This is a genomic window from Streptomyces ortus (genome assembly GCF_026341275.1).
Taxonomy (GTDB): domain Bacteria; phylum Actinomycetota; class Actinomycetes; order Streptomycetales; family Streptomycetaceae; genus Streptomyces; species Streptomyces ortus.
Genome location: NZ_JAIFZO010000002.1, coordinates 8577704 through 8598694 on the forward strand (window position 1 = coordinate 8577704; position 20991 = coordinate 8598694).

Consider the following 20991-nt stretch of genomic DNA (forward strand, 5'->3'; position numbering starts at 1 on the left):
ACATTTCGCCATCCCGCCGTGACGCTTTCGGCGTGAGGTTCACGTTGAAAGATTAATGAATAGGTTAAGACAGTCCCAAGGGCGAGGCAAGTAGTAGCTGCGGAGATACGTGATTGACCAGAACCGGTCGAACTCCGGTGCCCGCACTCGGGCATCCTCGCGACCGTCGTCTGAGCGTGGAATCCGTGAAATCCGCAGGACATGACGTCTTTTCGTGGTGGCGCGTATTCGGGAGGATGCTCTCCTCGTGTTCCAGGGTGCCCGTAGGGGGCGGGTCGGCCGACCGGTTCATGCCCGTTTCGGTCTCTCGACGGGGTGCCGACAGTCATATCCACGCTGTACGGCGATGCGGGAGGGGCGGCGGACGGTGGCCGCGCGGGCGCATCCGCCACCTGCCGTCGGCGGGAGTCCACAAGCCTCAGCGGGACCGGGAGAGTGTGTCCGCCGAGACGCGGCCGACCGGGGACAGGGTGCAGTCCACGGCTCGCGCCGCCCGGATGGTGACGCCCACCTCCAGTGGCACGTGCGGCACTGTCCCGGTGAAGCGATACCGCTGGAGCAGCGTCGCCACGGCGAGTTTCATCTGGAGCATGGCGAAGTGGTTGCCGATGCAGGAGCGCGGGCCGCCGCCGAGTGGGAACCATGCGTAGCGCGGCCTGCGGCTTTCCTCCTCGGGGCGGAACCGCTCGGGGGCGAACCGTTCGGGGTCTGGCCAGTAGGAGGGATGGCGGTGCGTCACCCAGGGCGACACGTACACGTAGGCCCCCGCGGGTATCGCGTACCCGTCGACGACCGTCGACCGCACCGCCCGGCGGATCAGGACCGGCGCTGCGGGATAGAGACGCATGGCCTCCTTGAGCACTCGTTCCACGGAGGGCAGTGCGTCCAGGTCGGCAGGGGTGGGCCGGCGTCCGGCGAGAACGGAACGCACCTCGTCGCGGACGGAGTCCTGGATGTTCTGGTGCTGTGCCAGCATGTACATGGTGAACGTGAGTGACGTCGCCGTGGTGTCCGCCCCGGCCAGCAGGAAGACCAGCACCTGGTCGCGCAGTTCCTCGTCGGTCAGCGGAGTGTCCTCGTCGCTGTGCGCGTTGATGAGCAGGGTCAGCAGGTCGGTCCCCGCCTCATCGCCCGAGGTGGCGCTCCGCCGACGCTGTTCGATCAGACGGTCGCACAGTGCGTGCAGTTCCTTCTGGGCCGCGCGCGCACGGCGGTTGGCGGGCGTGGGGAAGGAGCGGGGCAGGTTGAGCGGCATGAGCCCGCGACGGAGGGTGTAGGTGCTCAGGGCGGGCATGCAGCGCCGCACTACTTTCGCCGCCTGTTCGGCGTCCGAGCCGAACAGGATTCGGGTGATCATCCTCACGGTGAGCCGACTCATGTCCTCGTTCAGGTCGGGCCGCCCGTCGCGGTCGGCCTCCCATTCGGCACACAGCGCGTCGACCTCGTCGCAGACGGCCGCTGCGTAGTCCGCCACCCGTTTCTTCGTGAACAGAGGGGAGAGGAGCCTGCGTTGCCTGATGTGGTCGTCGTCGAGGCTGCTGAGCAGACCGTTGCCGAAGGTCTGCCGCATCTCTTGCGAGAAGCGGTCGTCCTTGCGGAAGTTGGCCGACTGGCCGGCCAGCACCTGCTGGGCGCCGGCGGCGGAGAAGACGAAGTGGATCGTCGTGCGCAGTCCGGGAGGCCCGGACGCGATCCGCACCACGTCACCGTGTTCCCTTCGGGCCCGCTCGTACGTGCCCAACGGGTCTCGCCGCAGGTCCAGCAGTGAGGCGAGGAGCGGCAGCCCATCGACAGCGGGTACCTCGGTCGGTTTCGTCTCCATCCCGGCATCCCTTTCCGTGGCTCAGCGGGCAGGCGGTGACCGGCCCGGCCCCAGGGGGCGTCGGCCCGTCGACCTCTCCTTCCATTGGATGCCCGGCTGTCGGCCCCGCGACAGGGTCGTCCGGCTCGCCTGTGTCCTTCGTGGCCCACGCTTGTGCCCTTGTGCGTCCGGGTCCGGGTCCGGATCGGTCGGGGCAGACGGCCGTGGCGCCGGGTGGGGGCGTCCGTCGCACCGGCGTGGTGGTACGCCGCTCACACGGCTAGGCGCTCCGGGAAGCTCTGGTATGTGGTGTAACCGTCCAGGCGGTCGAGGGTAGACCGTACGGACGGCCGCCCCGCGTATGGCAGCAGCCTGGAGCGCAGGTCCTCGAGCCGGTCGGTGGTGCGCGGGCAGCGGATTCGCCCGTAGTGGTCGAGCAGCCGGTCGGTAACGGCGCAGGCTCGGTCCAGCCGTCCCTCGAGCAGGTGGATCTCGCCCAGCTTGGCGAGTGTCAGGGCCCGGGCGCGGTGCGCGCGCGGCGGCCGGTGCCGCAGGGACGCGGCGAACGCCTGGGCGGCCCTGCCGTAGTCGCCGAGACTCTGGTGCACGTGGCCTCGCTGGTAGTGGAGTGCGGCCATGGGATATCCGCTGAACGGCGAGGAAGGGTCGTCCTGTCCGCCGTGCAGTGTCATGGCGTCGGAAAGGGCCGAGAGCGATCGGTTCTCCTCGCCGGCCGTCGCGTGCACCACGGCGAGATGACTCATCAGGTACGCCCGGATGGGCGGTGGAGCGTCCTCGGGTGCCGTCGACCACGCCGAACGGGCGAGCGCCGGGTCACGGTGCCCGAGTTGGTTCGCCTGTGTGCTCATCGCCCGCAGCGTGACGGCGTACTGGGTGCGGTCCCCGGCCTCGATCGCGATTTGCGCGGCTACGTGGAAGTACTGCTGCGCCACCCCGCTCTGACGGCAGTCCGCAGACATGCGGGCCAGCAGATGGGTCAGCCGGGACAGTCGTCCGAGGAGCAGTGAGTGGGTGCGCCGGTCGGTTCGGGCGGCGAGGAAGGCGGCACCGTCGGTGGCGAGATAGGTGGCCAGTGCGGTGCGTCCGTGGGCGCCGCCGTAGGTGTCGATGGTCTCCGCGTAGTGCGTGATGGTGTGCGACAGGGCCGCGAGATCACCAGGTCCGAGCCGCCAGTCGCCCCTCGTGGGCTGCGGCTCCGTGTCGGTCCAGACCGGAGGGGCGCTGCCCGGGCGGAAGGGGGAGACGCGAAACGCCGCCCGGGTTCCGGGAGCGATGTCTGCCTTGGTCAGCATCGCCAGCGCCTCTCGGCCTCTGCCGCCGGTCGCGTGCAGTGCGTCGGTCGGCTCGTCCGGAACATGTGCCAGTCCGGTCTCCTGGACGCTGATGTGCCGGCCGAGCCGCCGGGTCAGGATCTCGGCCACCAGCATGGGTACCGGGGCCGGGGGCCGGGAGCCGGCCAACCACCCGGCAACCGATTTGCGGTTGTACTGGAGCACCCGCCTGTTCTCCGCGGCGGCGAGATTGACGGACCGGGCCAGAGCTTCGCCCGACAATCCCGCCTCGCGTATGAGACGTTTCAGCTGCTGATTCGGCTTGCTGCGTGCCACGCCAACTCCTCCGAGCGTATTGCGGTACAGAAACAGAAATCCTCTGGAGGCGGCTCTGTGCCCGGAATCTGCCGTAGTGCTGCGACCGCTTGTCGGTCCTCTCTTTTGATCAGGAACCATTTTTCGTCTACCGTGTCGGCCGAACAATTAACGGGTTGTTTCCAGCCACTTTCCGTTCGCGCCGGGTCCGTCGGAGCTGAATGAGGCAATGGGTTCGGTCACGAGTTCACAAGTTCACAAGGAATCGACCCGTGGGACAGCGGAACGTAGGGAACCCCCTGGCACGGTCCTGCGGCCCCTGCTTGACTTCTTGGTGTCGGCGGATCAGCGAATTTGTTTCCCTTGTCGCGAAGCTGTTTCCGGGAGGGATCGCGCGGCGCGCGTCCCGGGCCGTCGGCACAGAACAAAGCGGCACACGGTGCACGTGAGGACCGGGTGCGCCGCCGGTACAAGCCCCGGTCGCGCACCCGTGCCACACGCAGGCCGGCCCTGAGCGCGTCGGTACCGGTGGCCACCGCACGAGGGCACCTCAAGGAACGGCCCGGCGAACCCGCCGGCCACGCGCCGCACTCGTCATGACCTGCCCAGTGGGAGGAGACGACGTCCATGAACCAGACAGAGGTCCTCAGCCCCCCGGCTGCGGACACCGTCAGGGAGACGCTGGCCGAATGCCGGGCAGCCACGCTTCCCGCCCTGCGTACGGCGGTTGAGGGATTGCATCCGCGGCTGGCCCGTATCAGCGCCTATCACCTGGGCTGGTGCCTGCCCGATGGCACGCCCACCGACGGTCACACCGGCAAGATGCTGCGCGCCGCCCTGGCCGTGCTCGCAGCACGGGCATTCGGCGCGAGTACGGCGTCGGCCGTGCCCGGCGCGGTCGCCGTCGAACTGGTGCACAACTTCTCCTTGCTGCACGACGACCTGATGGACGCCGACGAACTGCGGCGGGGCCGCCCCACCGCCTGGGTGGCCTTCGGACGGGGGCCCGCCGTACTGGCGGGCGACGCGTTGCTCAGCCAGGCCCTACGGGTCGTCACCGAAGTCCGGGGAACCCCGGTGCAACCGGCGACCGGGGCCATCACGTCAGCAGTGGACGCCATCATCCAGGGGCAGGCCGCCGATCTGGAGCTGGACGGCTACCCGGTGGACGAAGTGGACACCGACGACTACCTCGCCGCGTGCGCCAAGACCAGCGGCCTCCTCGGCGGCTGCCTCGAAGTCGGCGCAGCCCTGGCCCACGCCCCCGCGCCGGCGGCCCGCATGCTCCGCTCCGCAGCCTGGGATCTGGGCGTGGCCTGGCAGATCGCCGACGACATCGAGAGTCTGTGGGGAGATCCCACCGCCAGCGGCAAGGACGCCTACGGCGACCTGCGCAGCGGCAAGAGGACCTACCCCGTCATCGCCGCCCTGCGCTCCGACACCCCCGCCGCCTCTCGGCTGGCCGTCCGGCTGAGTGCCACCGAGGCTCCCGCGGAGGCCGAACTGGCCGCTCTGGCCGGTCTCGTGATGGAAGCGGGCGGACGTGCAGAAGCCGAGCGGACCGCCCGCCGCTACCTCGACCAAGCCCTGCACACGCTGAGCCGGGCGGGCGGAGAGGCCGCCGCCGTCGGCACCCTCACCGCCCTGTTCCGACATGTGCTGGCCCGCCACCAGCAGTGGACCACCCGGGTCCCGACCGCCCCCACCGCGGAAGGAGCGGTCCTGTGAACGCGGCCGAAGGCACCGACACGACGACAGCGGGCACGAGCGTCCGCACGGTCCCCGCCGCCGACGCCGGTCCCCTGGCATGGCTCGACCACGCCAGGGAGGTGACCGACCCGGTGCTGCGGGAGGCAGTGGACTCGCTGCACCCACAGGCACGGATCGTCGTCGGCTACCACCTGGGATGGTGGGACGAACAAGGCCGGCCGATCACCGCCGACTGGGGAAAGGCCGTACGGCCTGCCCTCGTCCTGCTCTCCGCACAGGCACTCGGGGCCCCTCCCCGCACCGGCTCACACTGCGCTGCGGCTGTGCAACTCGCCCATGATTCCTCACTGTTGCACGACGACATCATCGACCGCGACGACATGCGCCGTCACCGGCCCGCCGCCTGGCGCGCCTTCGGCGTCCCCGGCGCGTTGCTGGCCGGTGACGCCATGCTCGCCCTGGCGGTCTCCCTGGTCCGCCACGACAGTCCCAGTGCCCTGGCCACCGCAGCGCTGAACGAGGCCGTGCAGCAGTTCATCGGCGGGCAGTTCGAGGACATCGGGTTCGAGGGACGGGCGGAGGTCTCCCTCACCGAGTGCACCACCATGGCCGCGCGGAAGACCGGCGCGCTCATGGGAGCCGCGTGCCGTCTGGGCGCCCTGGCGGGCGGGGCGGACGAGGCGCGGGCAGCGCAACTGGATGCCTTCGGCCGCTCTCTCGGCCTGGCCTTCCAGCACGTGGACGACCTGCTCGGCATATGGGGCGACCCCAGGACGACGGGCAAACCGGCCGGTGCCGACCTCCACGCCCGCAAGAAGAGCCTGCCCGTGGTGGCCGCCCTGGGGTCGGACGGTCCCGAGGCCGCCGAACTGGCCGAGCTCTACGCCCGCGACCCCGCCACGGACGACGCCGACGTCCTCCGGCACGCCGCCTCCCTCGTCGAGCGCGCGGGAGGACGGCACCGGACCAGCGGCCTTGCCCGCCGACACCTGGCCGAGGCGCTCGACCACCTCGATGCCACCCGTCTGCCCGCCTGCGACACCCGGCCACTGCGCACGCTCGCCGCTTGGCTGGCCCTCCGCGACCACTGACACCGCTGCCCCGGCAAGCACGGTGGGCAAGCGGGCCCGGCGAAGCACGTACGGAGTCCCGCCGCACCACCATCCGGCACACCGCCTGCCACCGATTCGCCGCCCGGCGGGCCCGCCCTGTGCGACCCCTTTGCCCGCAACCGTCCCGACGGCCCGCTCAACCGTCCCGTCGGCCGTTCTCCCCGTCCCTTGCCGTGCCCTTTCCGCGGGCCGGCGTCCACCCGGCCGGCGGCCGGGAAAGGAGAGACATCGTGCACAGTCCGGTCTCCGACCCGGTCCTTGACACCGTCCTGCCTCGCTGGCCCTTCCCTGCCGCACCCGCGCGTGACCCCGGCGACATCGCCGCCGTCGAGACCGGTGGCGCCGAGTGGGCCAGGCGCCTGGGCCTGATCGATTCCGGCGACCCCCGCCACCCGCTGCGCCGCCTGTGCGCGGGCGAGCTGGTCAGCCACGGCTATCCGCGCGCGGACACCGGCATCCGCGTACTCATCACCCAATGGACGATGTGGTACTTCAATCTCGACGACCACTTCGAGGACGGAGCCGCCGGCGCCAGCGCCGCCGCCGCCGACCGGGCCGCGGCCCCACTCAGGCGTCTGGTGGACGCCGCCAGGCGCCGCGAACAACCGCCCACCGCCGAGGACGCCCTGCAGCGCGCGCTCGCGGACCTGCTGGAGCGGACCGCTCAGCAGATGGCGCCGGTGCAGTTCTGCGAACTCCTCGCACATCTGGACGACTACTTCACCTCCCTCGTCGTGGAGTCCGACTACCGGGCACGCGGTGTCCTGCCCGGCGTCGACTCGTACATAGCCCTGCGCCGCGACACCGGACCTGTGCTGCCCTTGCTGGACTTCGTCGAACAGGCCGAGTCGGTACGACTGCCGGCGCGCTTCTACGGCACCCCCGAATACACCGAGATGATCGGCTGCGCGGCCGACATCGCGTCCTGGATCAACGACCTGTGCTCGGTGTCGAAGGAACTGGACCGCCCGGACGCCTACAACCTCGTGGTCCTGCTGCACCGCCTGGAGGACAAGTCGCTCAAGGACGCCGCCGCCGAGACCCTCGACCGGATCGAGCAGCGGGTGCGGGCGCTGAAACAGGCGCTGGAACGGGCCGGCGGCCCCTCCGGCACGGGCGGCCCCTACACCGACGCGGAGAAAGCGGCCCTGAAGACATGGGCGGACGGGCTGCTCAGCTTCCAGAACCACGTCGAGTGGTATCTGCGGCACGGCCGCTACGACCGGGACGAGCCCCGTCCGGAGGTCCCCGCATGAGCGACGGCCGGCCCGCGGTGAACGGCACGGCCGGGCCACCCCCGGACGGACGCCCCCACGTCGTCGTGGTCGGAGCGGGTATCGCCGGCCTCACCAGCGCCTTCCTCCTGCAGCGGCGCGGCTGCCGGGTCACCGTGCTCGAAAGCGCCGGGCCGCAGTACGTGGGCGGCCGGATGAGCTCCGTACGGCGCGGCGAGTTCTTCGTCGACACCGGCGCGTCTCTGCTGTCCCGGCGCTACCACGCGATGCTGCGGCTCGCGGAACTGGCAGGGGCCGACGACCGGATACTGCCCTCCTCCGACCGCATCGGGCTCATGCGCGATCGGCGGGTGCACCCCGTGCACGTCGGCTCCCTGCCACGCATGGCTGCCGGGCTGCTGCGGTTCGCGCCGTTCCCGTCCGACCTGCCCAAGCTGATGCTGGACCACCTGCGGATCAGGCGTTCGCTGGACTGGTACGACATGTCCGCGGCGGCCCGCCACGACGGCGAGTCCGTCGCCGGCTACGCGGTCCGCCGCGGGCTGCGGCCGGCCACCGTCGATCACCTGCTGGATCCGCTGTGCATGCTCGCCTCGTTGCAGGACGTCGAACGCACCTCGTCCGTAGCGCCGTTCATGCTCCTCAACTCCCTGCTCGGCGGAGGCGGCCTGTTCACCTTCCGCGACGGGGTCGGGACGCTGCCACGGCTCCTCGCCGCCCAACTGCCCGTCATCCATCACGCCACGGTCCGTCAGGTCGAGGAGAACGCCACCGGGGTCGCGGTCACCTGGCAGGCGCAGGACGGAACAGGGGAGCACACCGAGCGGGCCGACGCGTGCGTGCTGGCTGTGCCCGTCTCTCGGACGCCGGACCTCTACGGCCAGATGCAGCGGCCGTTCAGCGAGTTCTTCCGGCGCGTGGAGTACACCGGCAGCGTCCACGTGGCCTTCGGACTGGACCGGCCCACCGCCGAACCGGCCGTGATGGTCAACGTCCCGCGGTCCGAACACCCCGCGCTCGTGGGCGTCATCCTGCCGCACAACACCGCCCCCGGCCGGGTCCCGGAAGGCCGAGGGCTCGTCATGGCGCACTTCCGCGGCTCCTGGTCGGACCGCCACCGCGACCTGCCCGAGGAACAACTGGTCGACCACGCGCGGTCGGCCCTGCGGACCGTGGGACTGACACCCGAGACCGAGAACCACACCACCATGACCCATGTCATGCGTCCCGGGCAGTGCGTGGTCTTCCGCCGGCCCGGCGACTACCGGGAGATGGCCCGGCTCAGCTCGACATGGCCGGCCACCTCCCGAGTCCGGCTCGCCGGCGGCGACTTCTTCACCCAGTCCAGCACGCACCACAGCATCTGCTCGGCGGTGCAGGTGTCCCGCCAGCTCTGGGAGCGGCTGGAGGCGGCGCCCGCGCCGGCCCGACCGCACGTACCCGTACCTGTCCCCGCTCGGAAAGGACCACAGTGAACGCCACGGGCACCAAGGAACCGATCATCGTTGTGGGAGCCGGCATCGCCGGCATGACCGCGGCCTTCCGCCTCCAGCTGGCCGGGCACCCGGTCCGCGTCCTGGAGGCCGAGGACGTCGCCGGCGGCCGCATGCGCACGGTGGAACGCCGCGGCTACCACATGGACCTGGCCGCGATCCTGCTGATCGAGAACTACACGCAGATGCGTGACCTCGTCCGCGACCTCGGCATCGAGGACACCACCCTGCGTACCAACAACCTCGTCGGGATCCGCCGCGAGGGCCGCGTCCACCGGCTGCGGGCGGACCGGCCCACCGACCTCAAGCGCTCGCGACTGCTCCCCTGGAGTTCCCTGCCTGCCATGGTGCGGCTGCAGTCGGACCTCAAGAAGTACGCGAACCGGCTGCGCTGGGACAGCGACATGGGAGAGGCGGCAGCCCTCGACACCGAGACCGCCGCCGCCTACGCCGAGCGCCGGCTGGACACCCAGTTCCGCGACTGGGTCGTGGACCCGATGAGCGCCATGTTCTTCAATTCGCCTCCCGACCTGTCGGTGGTCAACTTCCTGTTCTCGATGCCTGCGGTGAACTCCGCCTGGTTCAACTTCCGCGACCGGGTGGACACTCTCACCACGACACTCGCCTCCCGGCTGGACGTGGAGACCGGTGCCGAGGTCACCCAGGTGGAGGAGACCTCGGACGGCGTCCGGGTGCACTGGCGGCGCGAGGGCGAACCCGAGCACACCGAGGAGGCCGCTGCGGCGGTGGTCGCCCTGCCCGGCCCGGTGGCCGCCCGGCTGTGCCCCGGGCTGGCCCCGGCGACGCTGGACTACCTGGCGAACGTGCCGTACGTGCCGGACATCCACGTGTACTTCGGCGTCGACCGCGTCCCGGACGAGACGGCCACCTGTGTGCTCTTCCCGCAGCGCGAACACCCCGACCTCGGTGTCATCACCTTCAACCACAACTTCGCCCCCGGCCGCGCCCCGCAAGGCCACGCCCTGCTGACCAGCTACTACCGCTATCCCTGGGCGATGCGCCACTGGGAGGCCGACGACGAGCAGGTCATCGAGCTGACCCACGAGGTGCACCGGCAGGCCTGGCCTGAGATGGCCCGGCACATCGAGGCGCACCAGGACATGGCATACGTACAGCGTTGGAAGAACGCGGTCATCCTGCGCAAGCCCGGCGACTACGCGCGGCTGCGTGACTTCAACCGCGGCCTCGACGCCCGCTCGCGCATCCAGCTCGCCGGAGACTACCTCGCCTTCAGCGCGACCAACTCCAGCCTCGTCACGGGTGAGCGCGCCGCTGAGCGGGTGAGCGAGGTCGTCACCACCGGCGCGGTCGCCGCCGGCCGCCGTTAGACGACGCGGTCGGCTGCCCCTGCGCCAGGAACCGGCCCTAAGGGCTGTCCCGTAACTCCCGGTGGAACAGCGTGCGGCGTCGGATGCGGTGCATCGCAAGGCGCCGGGTCGCTCTCCTACCGGGTGTATTCGGGTGATCCGGCAACGCCGCGAGGTGCCGTAGCTGTCGTCGTGCGCCCGCCGGGAGTTACGGGACAGCCCTTGGGGACTGTCTGACAATTCCCGTCCGCCGCGCGACGCCATGCACGCACTCTCGCCGCACCGGGCGCAGAGCCAGGTACGTCCAGTACGAGGCTCTGCGCCCGGCACACCGAGAGCACGCACCTGACGCCGCGCAGCCGCCCTACGGGCGACGACGGGAATTGTCAGACAGACCCTGGAAAGCCTGCCGGCAGAAAGGAACGCAGATCATGTCCACGCACCGCACATCCACCACGACCGTGGATCAGCGGGCCGCGACGGGTGAGGCGCACGGCAAGGCCATCCTGTTCGGAGAGCACGCCGTGGTCTACGGCGCCCCCGCACTCGCACTCCCGCTGCCGGAGCTGAAATGCCGGGCCACCGTGCGCCGTACGGCCGGACCCGACGCCGGTGTGTCCCGCACGCGCTTTCCCGCTCCCGGCCCGCACGGCACCCAGGGGGAGGCGGCAGGGGGGATAACCGAGGAGCTCCTGCTGCTCCTGGGCGCCTTCACCGAACGGACCGGCCTCGACACGTCACCTGCACTGGAGATACGGCTCGACAGCCACGTCCCGCCGTGCCGCGGCCTGGGATCCAGCGCGGCCAACGCCCGCGCTCTGGTCCGCGCGCTCGACGCCCTGTTCGGAACCTGCCTCGACGAGCAGGAGATCTTCGACCTCGTACAGGTTTCCGAGCAGTCGGCGCACGGCTCGGCCAGCGGCATCGACGCGCTGACCACGGGACGCGAGCGGCCTGTGCTCCTCACCGACGGGCAGCCCCGTACCCCGGCGGTGGGCGCCGACTTCCACGTCGTCGTGGCCGACAGCGGCAACAGCGGCAGCACCAAGAAGGCCGTCGGGATGCTGCGGGACGCCTTCGCGCGCAACCCGGACCACCGCACGCGGTTCGTCCACCGCTCGACCGGATTCACCCGCGCCGCGCTCGACGACCTGGCAGCCGGTCACCTCCCCGCTGTGGGCCGACGCCTCACCGACTGCCACCAGCTGCTCGCCGGCCTCGGCCTGACCACCGACCGCACCGACGCGCTGGCCCGTATCGCCCTCGACGCGGGCGCGCTCGGAGCCAAGATGAGCGGCGGCGGGCTCGGGGGCTGCGTCGTGGCCCTGACCACCACCGTCGCACACGCGGAGTCGGTCTCCACCGCGCTCACCGACCGTACGGGCGCCCGCACCTGGACGACCGCCGTCGCGAAGGGAGCCGGACATGACGGCCCATGAGACAGCGGTGGCAGTCGCGCATCCCAACATCGCCCTGATCAAATACTGGGGCAAACGCGACGAGCACCTGGTCCTGCCCGTCACCGACAGCCTGTCGATGACGCTCGACGTATTCCCCACGACGACGGCGGTCCGGCTCGACCCGGACGCAGCGGCGGACCACGTCGTCATGGACGGCGTCCTCGCCCGGGGCGAGGTACTACGCCGCGCCACCACCTTCCTGGAGCTCGTGCGCGAGCGCGCCGGACGCCCCGAACGGGCGGTGGTCGACACCCGCAACACCGTGCCGGTAGGAGCCGGACTCGCCTCCTCCGCCAGCGGATTCGCCGCGCTGGCCCTGGCCGCCGGCCCAGGCCTACGGTCTGCCGGGCGACGCCGAGCAGCTGTCCCGGCTGGCCCGCCGGGGATCCGGATCGGCCGCGCGATCCGTCTTCGGCGGCTTCGTCGTATGGCATGCCGGCCCTCCCGACGCCGCCGACCCCGACCATGCCTCCTACGCGGAACCGGTCACGGATGCCCACCTGGACGCCGCGCTGGTCGCCGTCGTCCTGGAGGAGGGCCCCAAATCCGTGTCGAGCAGGGAGGCCATGCGGCGCACGGTCGCCACCTCACCGCTCTACCGGGACTGGGTGACGGACAGCCGCGCCGACCTCGCCCGCATGCACACGGCGCTGCACGAGGGCGACATGGCGGCCGTCGGCGCGATCACCGAACGCAATGCCCTCGGCATGCACGCCACCATGGAGGCTGCGCGCCCCGCTGTCCGCTACCGCACCGCCGCCACCGACGCGGTGCTCGGCCACATCCGCCGACTGCGCGAGGAGGGCGTCGGCGCCTGGGCGACGATGGACGCCGGCCCCAACGTCAAAGTGCTGTGCGCCTCCGCCGACGCCCGGCGGATCGCCGCCCGGATGCGCGAAACCACCGACGCCCGGGTGATCGTGGCACACAGCGGTCCCGGCGCCAGACTCCAGCGGGTGACGGCGTGACAGCGGCCCGGACCACCCGTCGCGCACCCGGAAAGCTCATGATCGCGGGGGAGTACGCCGTCCTCGAACCGGGGCGGCCCGCAATCGTCGTGGCGGTCGACCGATACGTCACCGCCACCGCCACGGCCGCCGAGGGCGCGGACATCGTGATCGACTCCGACCTGCTGGGCCACGAGGTGCGGCTGCGCCGCGCCGGACAGGGTCTCGAAGCGCTACCGGGGGAGGACCCGTCGCTTGCAGGCGGTGTGCTGGCCCACGTCGTGTCGGTGGTGGAGACGATCGACCGTCTGCGGACCGAGCGGCGGCTCCCCCTCGCGCCGGTACGGCTCTCGGTGCGCAGCGACCTGCACCGCGCGGGCGTCAAGACCGGCCTGGGATCCAGTGCGGCGGTCACCGTCGCGGCCACCCGGGCCCTGGCGGACCACTACGGCATGCGGCTGTCCCCCGAGGACGGCTTCCGGCTCGCGCTCCTGGCCTCCGTCCGGGTCGACACAGGCCCCTCGGGCGCCGACCTCGCGGCCGCGACCTGGGGGGGATGGGTGTCCTACCGGTCGCCCGATCGAGAGAGCCTGCTGGCCGGCCTGCATCGAGACGGCGTCGCACACACCCTGCGGTGCCCCTGGACGGACTGCGCTGTCGGGCCGCTGCCGCCTCCCACCGGGCTCGCCCTGCACGTGGGCTGGAGCGGCAGCCCGGCGTCCACCACCGCCCTCGTCGCGGACCTCGCCACCCGGCCGGAGTGGCAGGGCGCCCTGCGGACCCGCTTCATCGAGGACAGCGAAGCGTGTGTGTCAACTGCCGAAAGGGCGCTGCGGCATGACGAGCCGGAAGTGCTCCTGGACGCCGTGCGCACCGCCCGCGGCCTGCTGACCCGGCTCGACGCGGAGACCTCCCTCGGCATCGTCACCGCACCCCTGCACCGTCTGTGCGAGGTGGCCGAGTCCTGCGGCGCCACCGCCAAACCCTCCGGCGCGGGAGGCGGCGACTGCGGCATCGCCCTGCTGCCGGCCCACCACTCCGCCGCACTGCTGCGCCTGCGCTGGACGGCGGCCGGCATCACCCCCCTGCCACTCGAAGTGACCACCGGCCTCGCCGCCGACCCCGCTGCCGAGGACCGGATCGTCCCCGGTCCCTCCCCTTCTCTGCAAGGACACACCTGATGACCGGAGACCGGAAGGACGACCACGTACGGCTCGCCCACGCCCAGCACACCACCGGAACAGAGCCGCCCCCGGGCGGGCCACCGACACCGAACCAGTTCGACGAGGTGCGCTTCGTGCACCACGCGCTCGCCGGTACCGACCGGGAGAAGATCTCGTTGGCGACCCGCTTCGCCGGGGTCGAGTGGCCGGTCCCGCTGTACATCAACGCCATGACCGGCGGCAGCCCGCGCACCGGCGAGATCAACCGAGACCTGGCTGTCGCCGCCCGTGAAACCGGACTGCCCATCGCCACCGGCTCCATGAGCCCATACCTCAAGGACCCCGGCACGGCTTCCACGTTCACCCCGGTGCGCCGCGAGCACCCCGACGGTTTCGTCCTGGCCAACCTCAACGCCGAAGCCACCCCCGAGCAGGCCCGCCGGGCTGTCGGCCTGCTGGACGCGAACGCCCTGCAGATCCACATCAACACTGTGCAGGAGACCGTCATGCCCGAGGGCGACCGGTCCTTCGCACACTGGGCCACCGGCATCGAACGCATCGCCGCCGCCGTCGATGTCCCCGTCGTGGTCAAGGAGGTCGGCTTCGGACTGAGCGGACGGACCGTACGCGAACTGGCCTCGCTCGGAGTGAGAGCCGCAGACGTGGCCGGTAGCGGCGGAACCGACTTCGCCCGCATCGAGAACGGCCGCCGGAACCGGCCCGACTACGCCTACCTCGAAGGCTGGGGCCTGAGCACCCCGGCCGCGCTCCTCGACGCCCGTGACTGCGGTCTGCCTCTGCTCGCCTCCGGTGGCGTGCGCAACCCCCTGGACATCACCCGCGCCCTCGCCCTGGGCGCACGGGCCGTCGGCGCTTCCGGCCCCTTCCTCACCACGCTCCTCGACGGCGGTGTGGACGCCCTCGTGCGGCACATCACGACCTGGCTGGACCACCTCACCTCGCTCATGACCCTGCTCGGCGCGCACAGCCCGGACGCACTCGCCGACTGCGACGTCCTGCTGACCGGTTCGCTGCGTGCCTTCAGCCTCGACCGCGACCTCGTCACGACCGCGGAGAAAGGAGTCACGGTATGACCGTCACAGCAGAGCCGTCGACCGACCTCACGACGGCGGGCGTCCCCCTGCGCTGGGTGGGCCCCGTACGCGTCACCGGCAACGTCACCTCCACCGAAACGGAGGTGCCCCTGGCCACCTACGAGTCCCCGCTGTGGCCCTCCGTCGGCCGCGGCGCGAAACTCTCCCGCTTGGTCGAGCGGGGCATCCGCACCACCCTCGTCGATGAGCGGATGACACGGTCGGTCCTGGTGGAGGCCGACGACGCAGCCACCGCCCACACAGCGGCCCGCGCCGTCCAGGACGACCTCCCACGACTTCGGGAGATCACACGCGGGAGCAGCCGGTACGCCCGGCTTCTCGACGTTCGTCACGAGATCACGGGACCGCTGCTGTTCGTCCGCTTCGAGTTCGCCACCGGCGACGCCTCCGGCCACAACATGGCCACCCTCGCCTCCGACGCCCTGCTCGCGCACCTCCTGGCCACCATCCCCGGCATCCGCTACGGCTCCATCTCGGCGAACTACTGCACTGACAAGAAGGCCACCGCCGTCAACGGCATCCTGGGCCGCGGAAAGAACGTCGTCGCCGAGATCCTCGTGCCCCGGCACATCGTGGAGAAGCACCTGCACACCACAGCCGACCGGATCACCGCCCTCAACATCAAGAAGAACCTGGTCGGCACCCTGCTGGCCGGCGGCATCCGCTCGGCCAACGCCCACTACGCCAACATGCTCCTCGCCTTCTACCTGGCCACCGGCCAGGACGCGGCGAACATCGTGGAGGGCTCCCAGGGGGTCACCTATACCCAGGACCGCGACGGCGACCTGTACTTCTCCTGCACCCTGCCCAACCTGGTCCTCGGCACGGTCGGCAACGGCAAGGGCCTCGGCTTCGTCGACGCCCACCTCACCCGGCTCGGCTGCCGCGAGGAGCGGGCCGCCGGCGAGAACGCCCGACGGCTCGCCGTCCTGGCCGCCGCCACCGTCCTGTGCGGCGAACTGTCCCTCCTGGCCGCACAGACCAACCCCGGCGAGCTGATGAAGGCCCACAACCGATTCGAACGCGCCACGGGAGACGCCCATGTCCGCTGAGACCGCCATCGGCATCCACGACCTGTCCTTCCGCACCACCAGTCTCGTCCTCAACCACTGCGAACTGGCCCGCTCCAACGGTACCGACGTCGCCAAGTACCACAAGGGACTCGGCCAGCACGCGATGAGCGTCCCTACCGCCGACGAGGACATCGTCACCATGGCCGCGGCCGCCGCCCTGCCCTTGGTGCAGCGGCACGGCCCCGACCGTATCCGCACAGTCGTCCTCGCCACCGAGAGCTCCATCGACCAGTCCAAGGCGGCGGGGGTGTACGTCCACTCCCTGTTGGGACTGCCGCCGCACGTCCGCGTCGTCGAGGTCAAGCAGGCCTGTTACGGCGCCACCGCCGCGCTGCAGTTCGCCGGCGGCCTGGTCCACCGGGACCCTGACCAGCAGGTCCTCGTCATCGCCAGTGACATATCCCGCTACGACCTCGACAGCCCCGGCGAAGCCACCCAGGGTGCGGCCGCCGCCGCCATGCTGGTCTCGGCCGACCCCGCCCTGCTGGAACTCACCGGTCCCTCGGGCCTGTTCACTGCGGACGTGATGGACTTCTGGCGCCCCAACTACCGCGCCACCGCACTGGTCAACGGGAAGGAGTCGGTCACCGCGTACCTCAACGCGGTCGAGGGCTCCTGGCGGGACTACCGCGCCCGCGGCGGCCTGCCCCTGGAGGACTTCCGCGCCTTCTGCTACCACCAGCCCTACACCCGGCTGGCCTTCAAAGCGCATCGGGCGCTGCTGGAGACGTGCGGGGCGCGCGCGGACGACGACGTACTGCAGCAGGCCGTGGCCCCCACCACCGGCTACAACGAGACCGTGGGCAACAGCTACACCGCCTCCGTGTACCTCGCACTCACAGCCGTCCTGGAGAACTGCTCCGACCTCGACGGCCGCACGCTCGGCCTGTTCAGCTACGGCTCCGGCAGCGTCGCCGAGTTCATCGCCACCCAGGTGCGCCCCGGCTATCGGTCGCACCTGCGTGCCGACGCGCACCGAGAGGCCGTCGGTGCCCGGCAGCCCATCGACTACGAGACCTACCGCGGGCTGCGCCTGCAGAATCTGCCCACCGACGGCAGCTGGTACGAACTGCCGCACCAGACCCGTGGCCCGTTCCGGCTGGCGGCTCTCCGCGACCATCAGCGCATCTACGAGGCCGCCTGACCTCCAGCAGCCTCCCGGCCCCGGCGGCGCGTACTCCACGACCGGCACCGGACGTCCGACGCCGCGGCACAGTCCGTCTCCGCATAACCGGACCGATCGGAAACGAGTCGACATGACCAAACCTTCAGCCGCTGTCCCCGCCGCGTCAGCCGTCGGTGTACTGGGTACCGGTTCCTACCTGCCCGGCAACGTCATCGCCAACGAGGAGGTAGGAGCGCCCGCCGGGGCGACACCGGAGTGGATCCTGCAGCGCACCGGTATCCGCACACGCCGCTGGGCCAAGTCCGACGATGTCACCTCCGGCCTGGCCGCGATCGCCGCGCGCACGGCCCTCGCCGACGCCGGCATCGGCGCCGGCGACCTCTCCCTCGTTGTCGTGGCGACCTCCACCCCGGACTCGCCGCAGCCTCCCACGGCTGCCGCGGTCGCCGCCGAACTCGGCGTCCCGTCCGGCACGCCCGCCTATGACGTGAACGCCGTGTGCAGTGGCTTCGTCTTCGCACTGACCACAGCAGAGCGGATGCTGAACGGTACCGGGGGACACGCCCTGGTCGTCGGCGCGGACATCTACTCCCGCATCCTCGATCCGACCGACCGCCGCACCGCGGTCCTCTTCGGAGACGGCGCAGGCGCCGTCGTCCTGGGTCCCGTCTGCGGAGAGGGCGTGATCGCCACCCACCTGGCGTCGTTCCCCGACCACCGTGACCTGATCCGCGTCCCGGCCGGCGGCAGCCGCATCCCGGCGTCACCCAGGTCCCTCGCGGAGGGTCTGCATTACTTCATGATGGACGGCCGGGCCGTGCGCGCCTTCGTCGAGGACCACGTCGCACCGATGATCCGCGACTTTCTGCACGAGCACGGTGTGCCTGCGTCCGGGGCGGACGGACCGCGTGTCCATTTCGTGCCGCACCAGGCCAACAGTCGCATGATCGAGAAGCTGGCGGCCGATCTGGGCTTCCCGCCGGAACGCACCCATGTGACGGTGCGGGAGTACGGCAACACCGGGGCGGCGTCGGTGCCCGTGACCCTCGACCACGCGGCGAGCGGGCTGGCTTCGGGCGATCTCGTTCTGCTGGCCGGCTTCGGCGGAGGCATGTCAGCCGGACTGGCCCTGCTCGAATGGGAGCCCGCACCCACTCATCGCCTCTGATCCCAGGTTGGTGCACGCCCTCGTCGGACGGCCGGCCATCCTGGTCAGTCGCCCAGCACTGCCAGGGCGTCGACCTCCACGAGCAGTCCCGGCGGAAGCTGCATGTAGACGGTGGTGCGAGCGGGGAACGGCTCACCGACGGCTGCGGCGTACGCCTGGTTCATCTCGGCCAGGACAACCTGGGCCGGATTGTCCTGCGTGAGCGGGACCGGCCGGGTGCCGCGAACATCGGCCTGATCGACCTGACCGCCCGCTACGCCCTGGACGCCGGCTACCACGTGGTCGTCGAAGGCATCCTCTACGCCGACCACTACGGCGACATGCTCGCCAAGCTGCGCACCGATCATCGTGGCCCGACCCACGGCTACTACCTGCACGTGCCGTTCGAGCAGAGCCTCGCCCGGCACGCCACCAAACCGATCGCGAGCGAGGTCGGCGAGCCGCAGTTGCGGGAGTGGTACCGGGAGCTCGATCTCCTGCCCGGCGCCGCCGAGACCGTCATCGGCGCCGACAGCACCTTGGAGGAGACCCTCGACCACATCATGCTCGACTCCGGCTTCGCTGGCCTTCCCGCACTCGACCGTTGAGCGTCCCTGCCCGGTACGGACTGTCACAGGGGTGCGGCATCATCGCCAGATGGCCGCCACACCAGCCCCGCCTTCGGGGATGACGCCGCAAGAGCTGGGTGTGTCAATTTAACGGCAGATCCCCGCTGAGCAGCGCGGCGCCCAGCGGTGTCAGGGTATGGATGACATGAGCACCGACACGCTGGCTGTGTGCCAGGTCCACCTCCCGTAGGGCAGCTACGTGTTCGCTTGCCGAGGAGGCCGAAATGCCCAGGCGCCGGGCGATCTCCCCGGTGGTCGCGGTGGCATCTAAAGAGGCCAGCACCCGAGCGCGGGTCCGGCCGATCAGGGCGGCCAATGCTTCGGTGCGCCGGTTGCGGGTGACCTCCGGCGCCCAGGTTGTGGGATGGGCAACGGGGTAGGCGAGAACTTGCGGCAGGGTGGGATCGGCCAGCGCAATGGGAGTGTTCCAGCAAAAGTGCGAAGGGATCAGCCGCACACCACGTCCGCCGAGATGCAGATCCCGATCCTCCGGGTACCGCACATGCAGCACAGGAGGCCGCCAAACCATCAGCGGACGTAAAGAGTCCAACAACCCGTGGACCCCGTGATTGCGCAGGATACGAGCCCGCAGGGCCCGGTCGGCCTCGGTGGTTCTCAGCATCTGAGGCCACTCCGGCGCCACGATCGCGCGATGCACCAGCCGGAACGCTGTCGTGACTTCATGCATCACCGTCCGGTCACCTGCGGCGAGACCATACGCCCAATGTGGCAATGTCTGGGCGCCCGCCAGCCGGTCCAGTTCCTGGTGCAGGCGTGGCCGAGGGGTGGCAAGCAATTCCTCCATGGCAGCTTCCAGACCGCTGACCGAGGCACCTGGTGTCAGGAAATCAGGCCAGTAACCTGAAGCGGGTGCAAGGGCGGAGAGCATCCTGATCGGTCCGGCCAGTCCCTTTGCAGCCAGTTCGGTCCGTGCGGTGCGCCGCCAGCGGGCGAAGACGGGCAGGCCTCGCCTCGGAGTGGTCAAGTGATGCAGGCTCAGCAGAGTCTCCCAGGCCGGGTCCGGCTCACACGCCAGGTAGACCCGGGCTAAGTCCGCGTCCGTGAAGTGAATACGCAGCATGCTTCGCCCCCGCTTCCCGTTGACATTGCCAGCCCTACCGGCGGTCGTTCCGGGCGGTGCGGCGGTTGCCCAGCGTTGCACGGAGAAGGCTCATCTGACGATGCGCCGACAATAAGAATATAGGCCCACGCGATACAGAGACTTTTATAATCGCAGGTCAAGTACATGTTCGATGTCTGGCCGAGGGGGATGGCAGGGCCGGACTTGCATCAACGGCAACTCCCAGCAGGTGCCCTGTGGGACTTCACACGAGTTTGCTTTGCTGGTCGGGGCATGGTGAACAATCCGAGTTCGGGCTCGGCGAGAACGGGGACTGTAAATCGTTCGGCTCTTCCAAGATTTTCGTAAGCGTTGATCGTCCGGACCGGGCTTCAGTTGAGCAGGACGATCTGGCGCAGGAGGCGGTGGCCGGCGCGGCCGTACATCAGGCGCTTGAGTAACTTGATCTTCGTGTTGGCGCCTTCGGTGCGGCCGTTGTGCCAGGGCAGGGTAAGGGCGGCCTCGACGGCGGCACGGTCGCGCTCCAGGCCGTTCGCGAAGGAATACAGAAAGGGCAGATCAGCGCCGCGGGTCCGGTTGATCCAGGCCGTCAGCTTTCCGGCGTTGTCCTCGTGCGGAACCAGCAGCTCGGCGAAGGTACGGATCTGGTCGGCCAGCACGCTCATCTCGGGGCAGGCGCCAGTGAGCCGGTCGCGGAGGACGCGTCCGTGCTCGTCGAGGTGGTTGGGGCGGCAGGTGAGCAGGCCTGTGGCCTTGCGGGGTGACAGGGCTGCGTAGTCGGCCTCGACGCGTCCTTGGTTGATGTAGCGGACGAGGAGGTTGGCGCTGCCGGTGTAGCCCTGTTCCCGGACCTCCGCCAGCAGGTGGGTAACGGGGACGGCCGGGTCCTCGATGCGGCGTCTGCGCAGGTGGTCGCGGGAGGGGTCGACCAGGCAGGACCGGTAGACGGGGGCGCGGATCATGC

At 70.5% G+C, this 20991-nt stretch carries 17 protein-coding genes and 1 pseudogene; 14 read left to right on the forward strand and 4 right to left on the reverse strand.

What is annotated here, in order from left to right; all coding sequences use genetic code 11:
- Window positions 1-418 precede the first annotated feature (418 nt).
- The gene (locus tag K3769_RS40505) at window positions 419-1822 is read right to left on the reverse strand and encodes a cytochrome P450 (protein WP_267031200.1); all 1404 of its coding nucleotides are present in this window, start codon (window positions 1820-1822) and stop codon (window positions 419-421) included.
- A 251-nt stretch (window positions 1823-2073) separates the two neighbouring features.
- Window positions 2074-3429, reverse strand: coding sequence for a tetratricopeptide repeat protein (locus K3769_RS40510; protein WP_267031201.1), 1356 nt, complete (start codon window positions 3427-3429; stop codon window positions 2074-2076).
- 606 nt (window positions 3430-4035) lie between these two features.
- Here K3769_RS40510 and K3769_RS40515 point away from each other — a divergent pair.
- The 14 genes and pseudogenes from K3769_RS40515 (at window position 4036) to K3769_RS40575 (ending at window position 18925) form a co-directional block, all read left to right on the forward strand.
- Window positions 4036-5136 carry a polyprenyl synthetase family protein gene (locus K3769_RS40515; RefSeq protein WP_267031202.1) on the forward strand — a complete coding sequence of 367 codons (1101 nt, stop codon included), beginning with the start codon at window positions 4036-4038 and terminating at the stop codon, window positions 5134-5136.
- Window positions 5133-6209 carry a polyprenyl synthetase family protein gene (locus tag K3769_RS40520; RefSeq protein ID WP_267031203.1) on the forward strand — a complete coding sequence of 359 codons (1077 nt, stop codon included), beginning with the start codon at window positions 5133-5135 and terminating at the stop codon, window positions 6207-6209. Before K3769_RS40515 ends, K3769_RS40520 begins: the two co-directional genes overlap by 4 nt.
- Before the next feature lie 251 nt (window positions 6210-6460).
- On the forward strand, window positions 6461-7486 hold the full coding sequence (locus K3769_RS40525) for a terpene synthase family protein (RefSeq protein ID WP_267031204.1): 1026 nt from the start codon (window positions 6461-6463) through the stop codon (window positions 7484-7486).
- Window positions 7483-8940, forward strand: a complete 1458-nt coding sequence (locus K3769_RS40530) for a protoporphyrinogen/coproporphyrinogen oxidase (RefSeq protein WP_267031205.1) — start codon at window positions 7483-7485, stop codon at window positions 8938-8940. The genes K3769_RS40525 and K3769_RS40530 overlap by 4 nt, the downstream gene beginning before the upstream one ends.
- Window positions 8937-10307 (forward strand): protoporphyrinogen/coproporphyrinogen oxidase, encoded by a 1371-nt coding sequence (locus K3769_RS40535; protein ID WP_267031206.1) that lies wholly within the window; start codon window positions 8937-8939, stop codon window positions 10305-10307. Before K3769_RS40530 ends, K3769_RS40535 begins: the two co-directional genes overlap by 4 nt.
- Window positions 10308-10717: 410 nt before the next feature.
- Complete coding sequence (mvk, locus tag K3769_RS40540) at window positions 10718-11725, forward strand: mevalonate kinase (RefSeq protein ID WP_267031207.1); 1008 nt, start codon at window positions 10718-10720, stop codon at window positions 11723-11725.
- Window positions 11712-12011: pseudogene (locus tag K3769_RS41270) on the forward strand (diphosphomevalonate decarboxylase); the annotation flags it as partial. The gene mvk and the pseudogene K3769_RS41270, both read left to right, overlap by 14 nt.
- A 283-nt stretch (window positions 12012-12294) precedes the next feature.
- On the forward strand, window positions 12295-12714 hold the full coding sequence (locus tag K3769_RS40545) for a hypothetical protein (protein ID WP_267031208.1): 420 nt from the start codon (window positions 12295-12297) through the stop codon (window positions 12712-12714).
- Window positions 12711-13874 (forward strand): phosphomevalonate kinase, encoded by a 1164-nt coding sequence (locus tag K3769_RS40550; protein ID WP_267031209.1) that lies wholly within the window; start codon window positions 12711-12713, stop codon window positions 13872-13874. Before K3769_RS40545 ends, K3769_RS40550 begins: the two co-directional genes overlap by 4 nt.
- Complete coding sequence (gene fni / locus K3769_RS40555; RefSeq protein ID WP_267031210.1) at window positions 13874-14950, forward strand: type 2 isopentenyl-diphosphate Delta-isomerase; 1077 nt, start codon at window positions 13874-13876, stop codon at window positions 14948-14950. The genes K3769_RS40550 and fni overlap by 1 nt, the downstream gene beginning before the upstream one ends.
- Entirely contained in the window at window positions 14947-16023 is a 1077-nt protein-coding gene (locus K3769_RS40560) for a hydroxymethylglutaryl-coenzyme A reductase family protein (RefSeq protein ID WP_267031211.1), read from the forward strand. Before fni ends, K3769_RS40560 begins: the two co-directional genes overlap by 4 nt.
- Window positions 16013-17188 carry a hydroxymethylglutaryl-CoA synthase gene (locus tag K3769_RS40565; RefSeq protein ID WP_267031212.1) on the forward strand — a complete coding sequence of 392 codons (1176 nt, stop codon included), beginning with the start codon at window positions 16013-16015 and terminating at the stop codon, window positions 17186-17188. Before K3769_RS40560 ends, K3769_RS40565 begins: the two co-directional genes overlap by 11 nt.
- A gap of 112 nt (window positions 17189-17300) precedes the next feature.
- Complete coding sequence (locus K3769_RS40570; protein WP_267031213.1) at window positions 17301-18338, forward strand: 3-oxoacyl-ACP synthase III family protein; 1038 nt, start codon at window positions 17301-17303, stop codon at window positions 18336-18338.
- On the forward strand, window positions 18308-18925 hold the full coding sequence (locus K3769_RS40575) for a P-loop NTPase family protein (RefSeq protein WP_308216462.1): 618 nt from the start codon (window positions 18308-18310) through the stop codon (window positions 18923-18925). The genes K3769_RS40570 and K3769_RS40575 overlap by 31 nt, the downstream gene beginning before the upstream one ends.
- A 103-nt stretch (window positions 18926-19028) precedes the next feature.
- Here the strand turns inward: K3769_RS40575 and K3769_RS40580 are convergent, their stop codons facing one another.
- Both K3769_RS40580 and K3769_RS40585 read right to left on the reverse strand, forming a co-directional pair.
- On the reverse strand, window positions 19029-20027 hold the full coding sequence (locus tag K3769_RS40580; RefSeq protein WP_267031214.1) for an ArsR/SmtB family transcription factor: 999 nt from the start codon (window positions 20025-20027) through the stop codon (window positions 19029-19031).
- 371 nt (window positions 20028-20398) lie between these two features.
- Window positions 20399-20989, reverse strand: a complete 591-nt coding sequence (locus K3769_RS40585; RefSeq protein ID WP_267031215.1) for a transposase — start codon at window positions 20987-20989, stop codon at window positions 20399-20401.
- Between the last annotated feature and the right edge of the window lie 2 nt (window positions 20990-20991).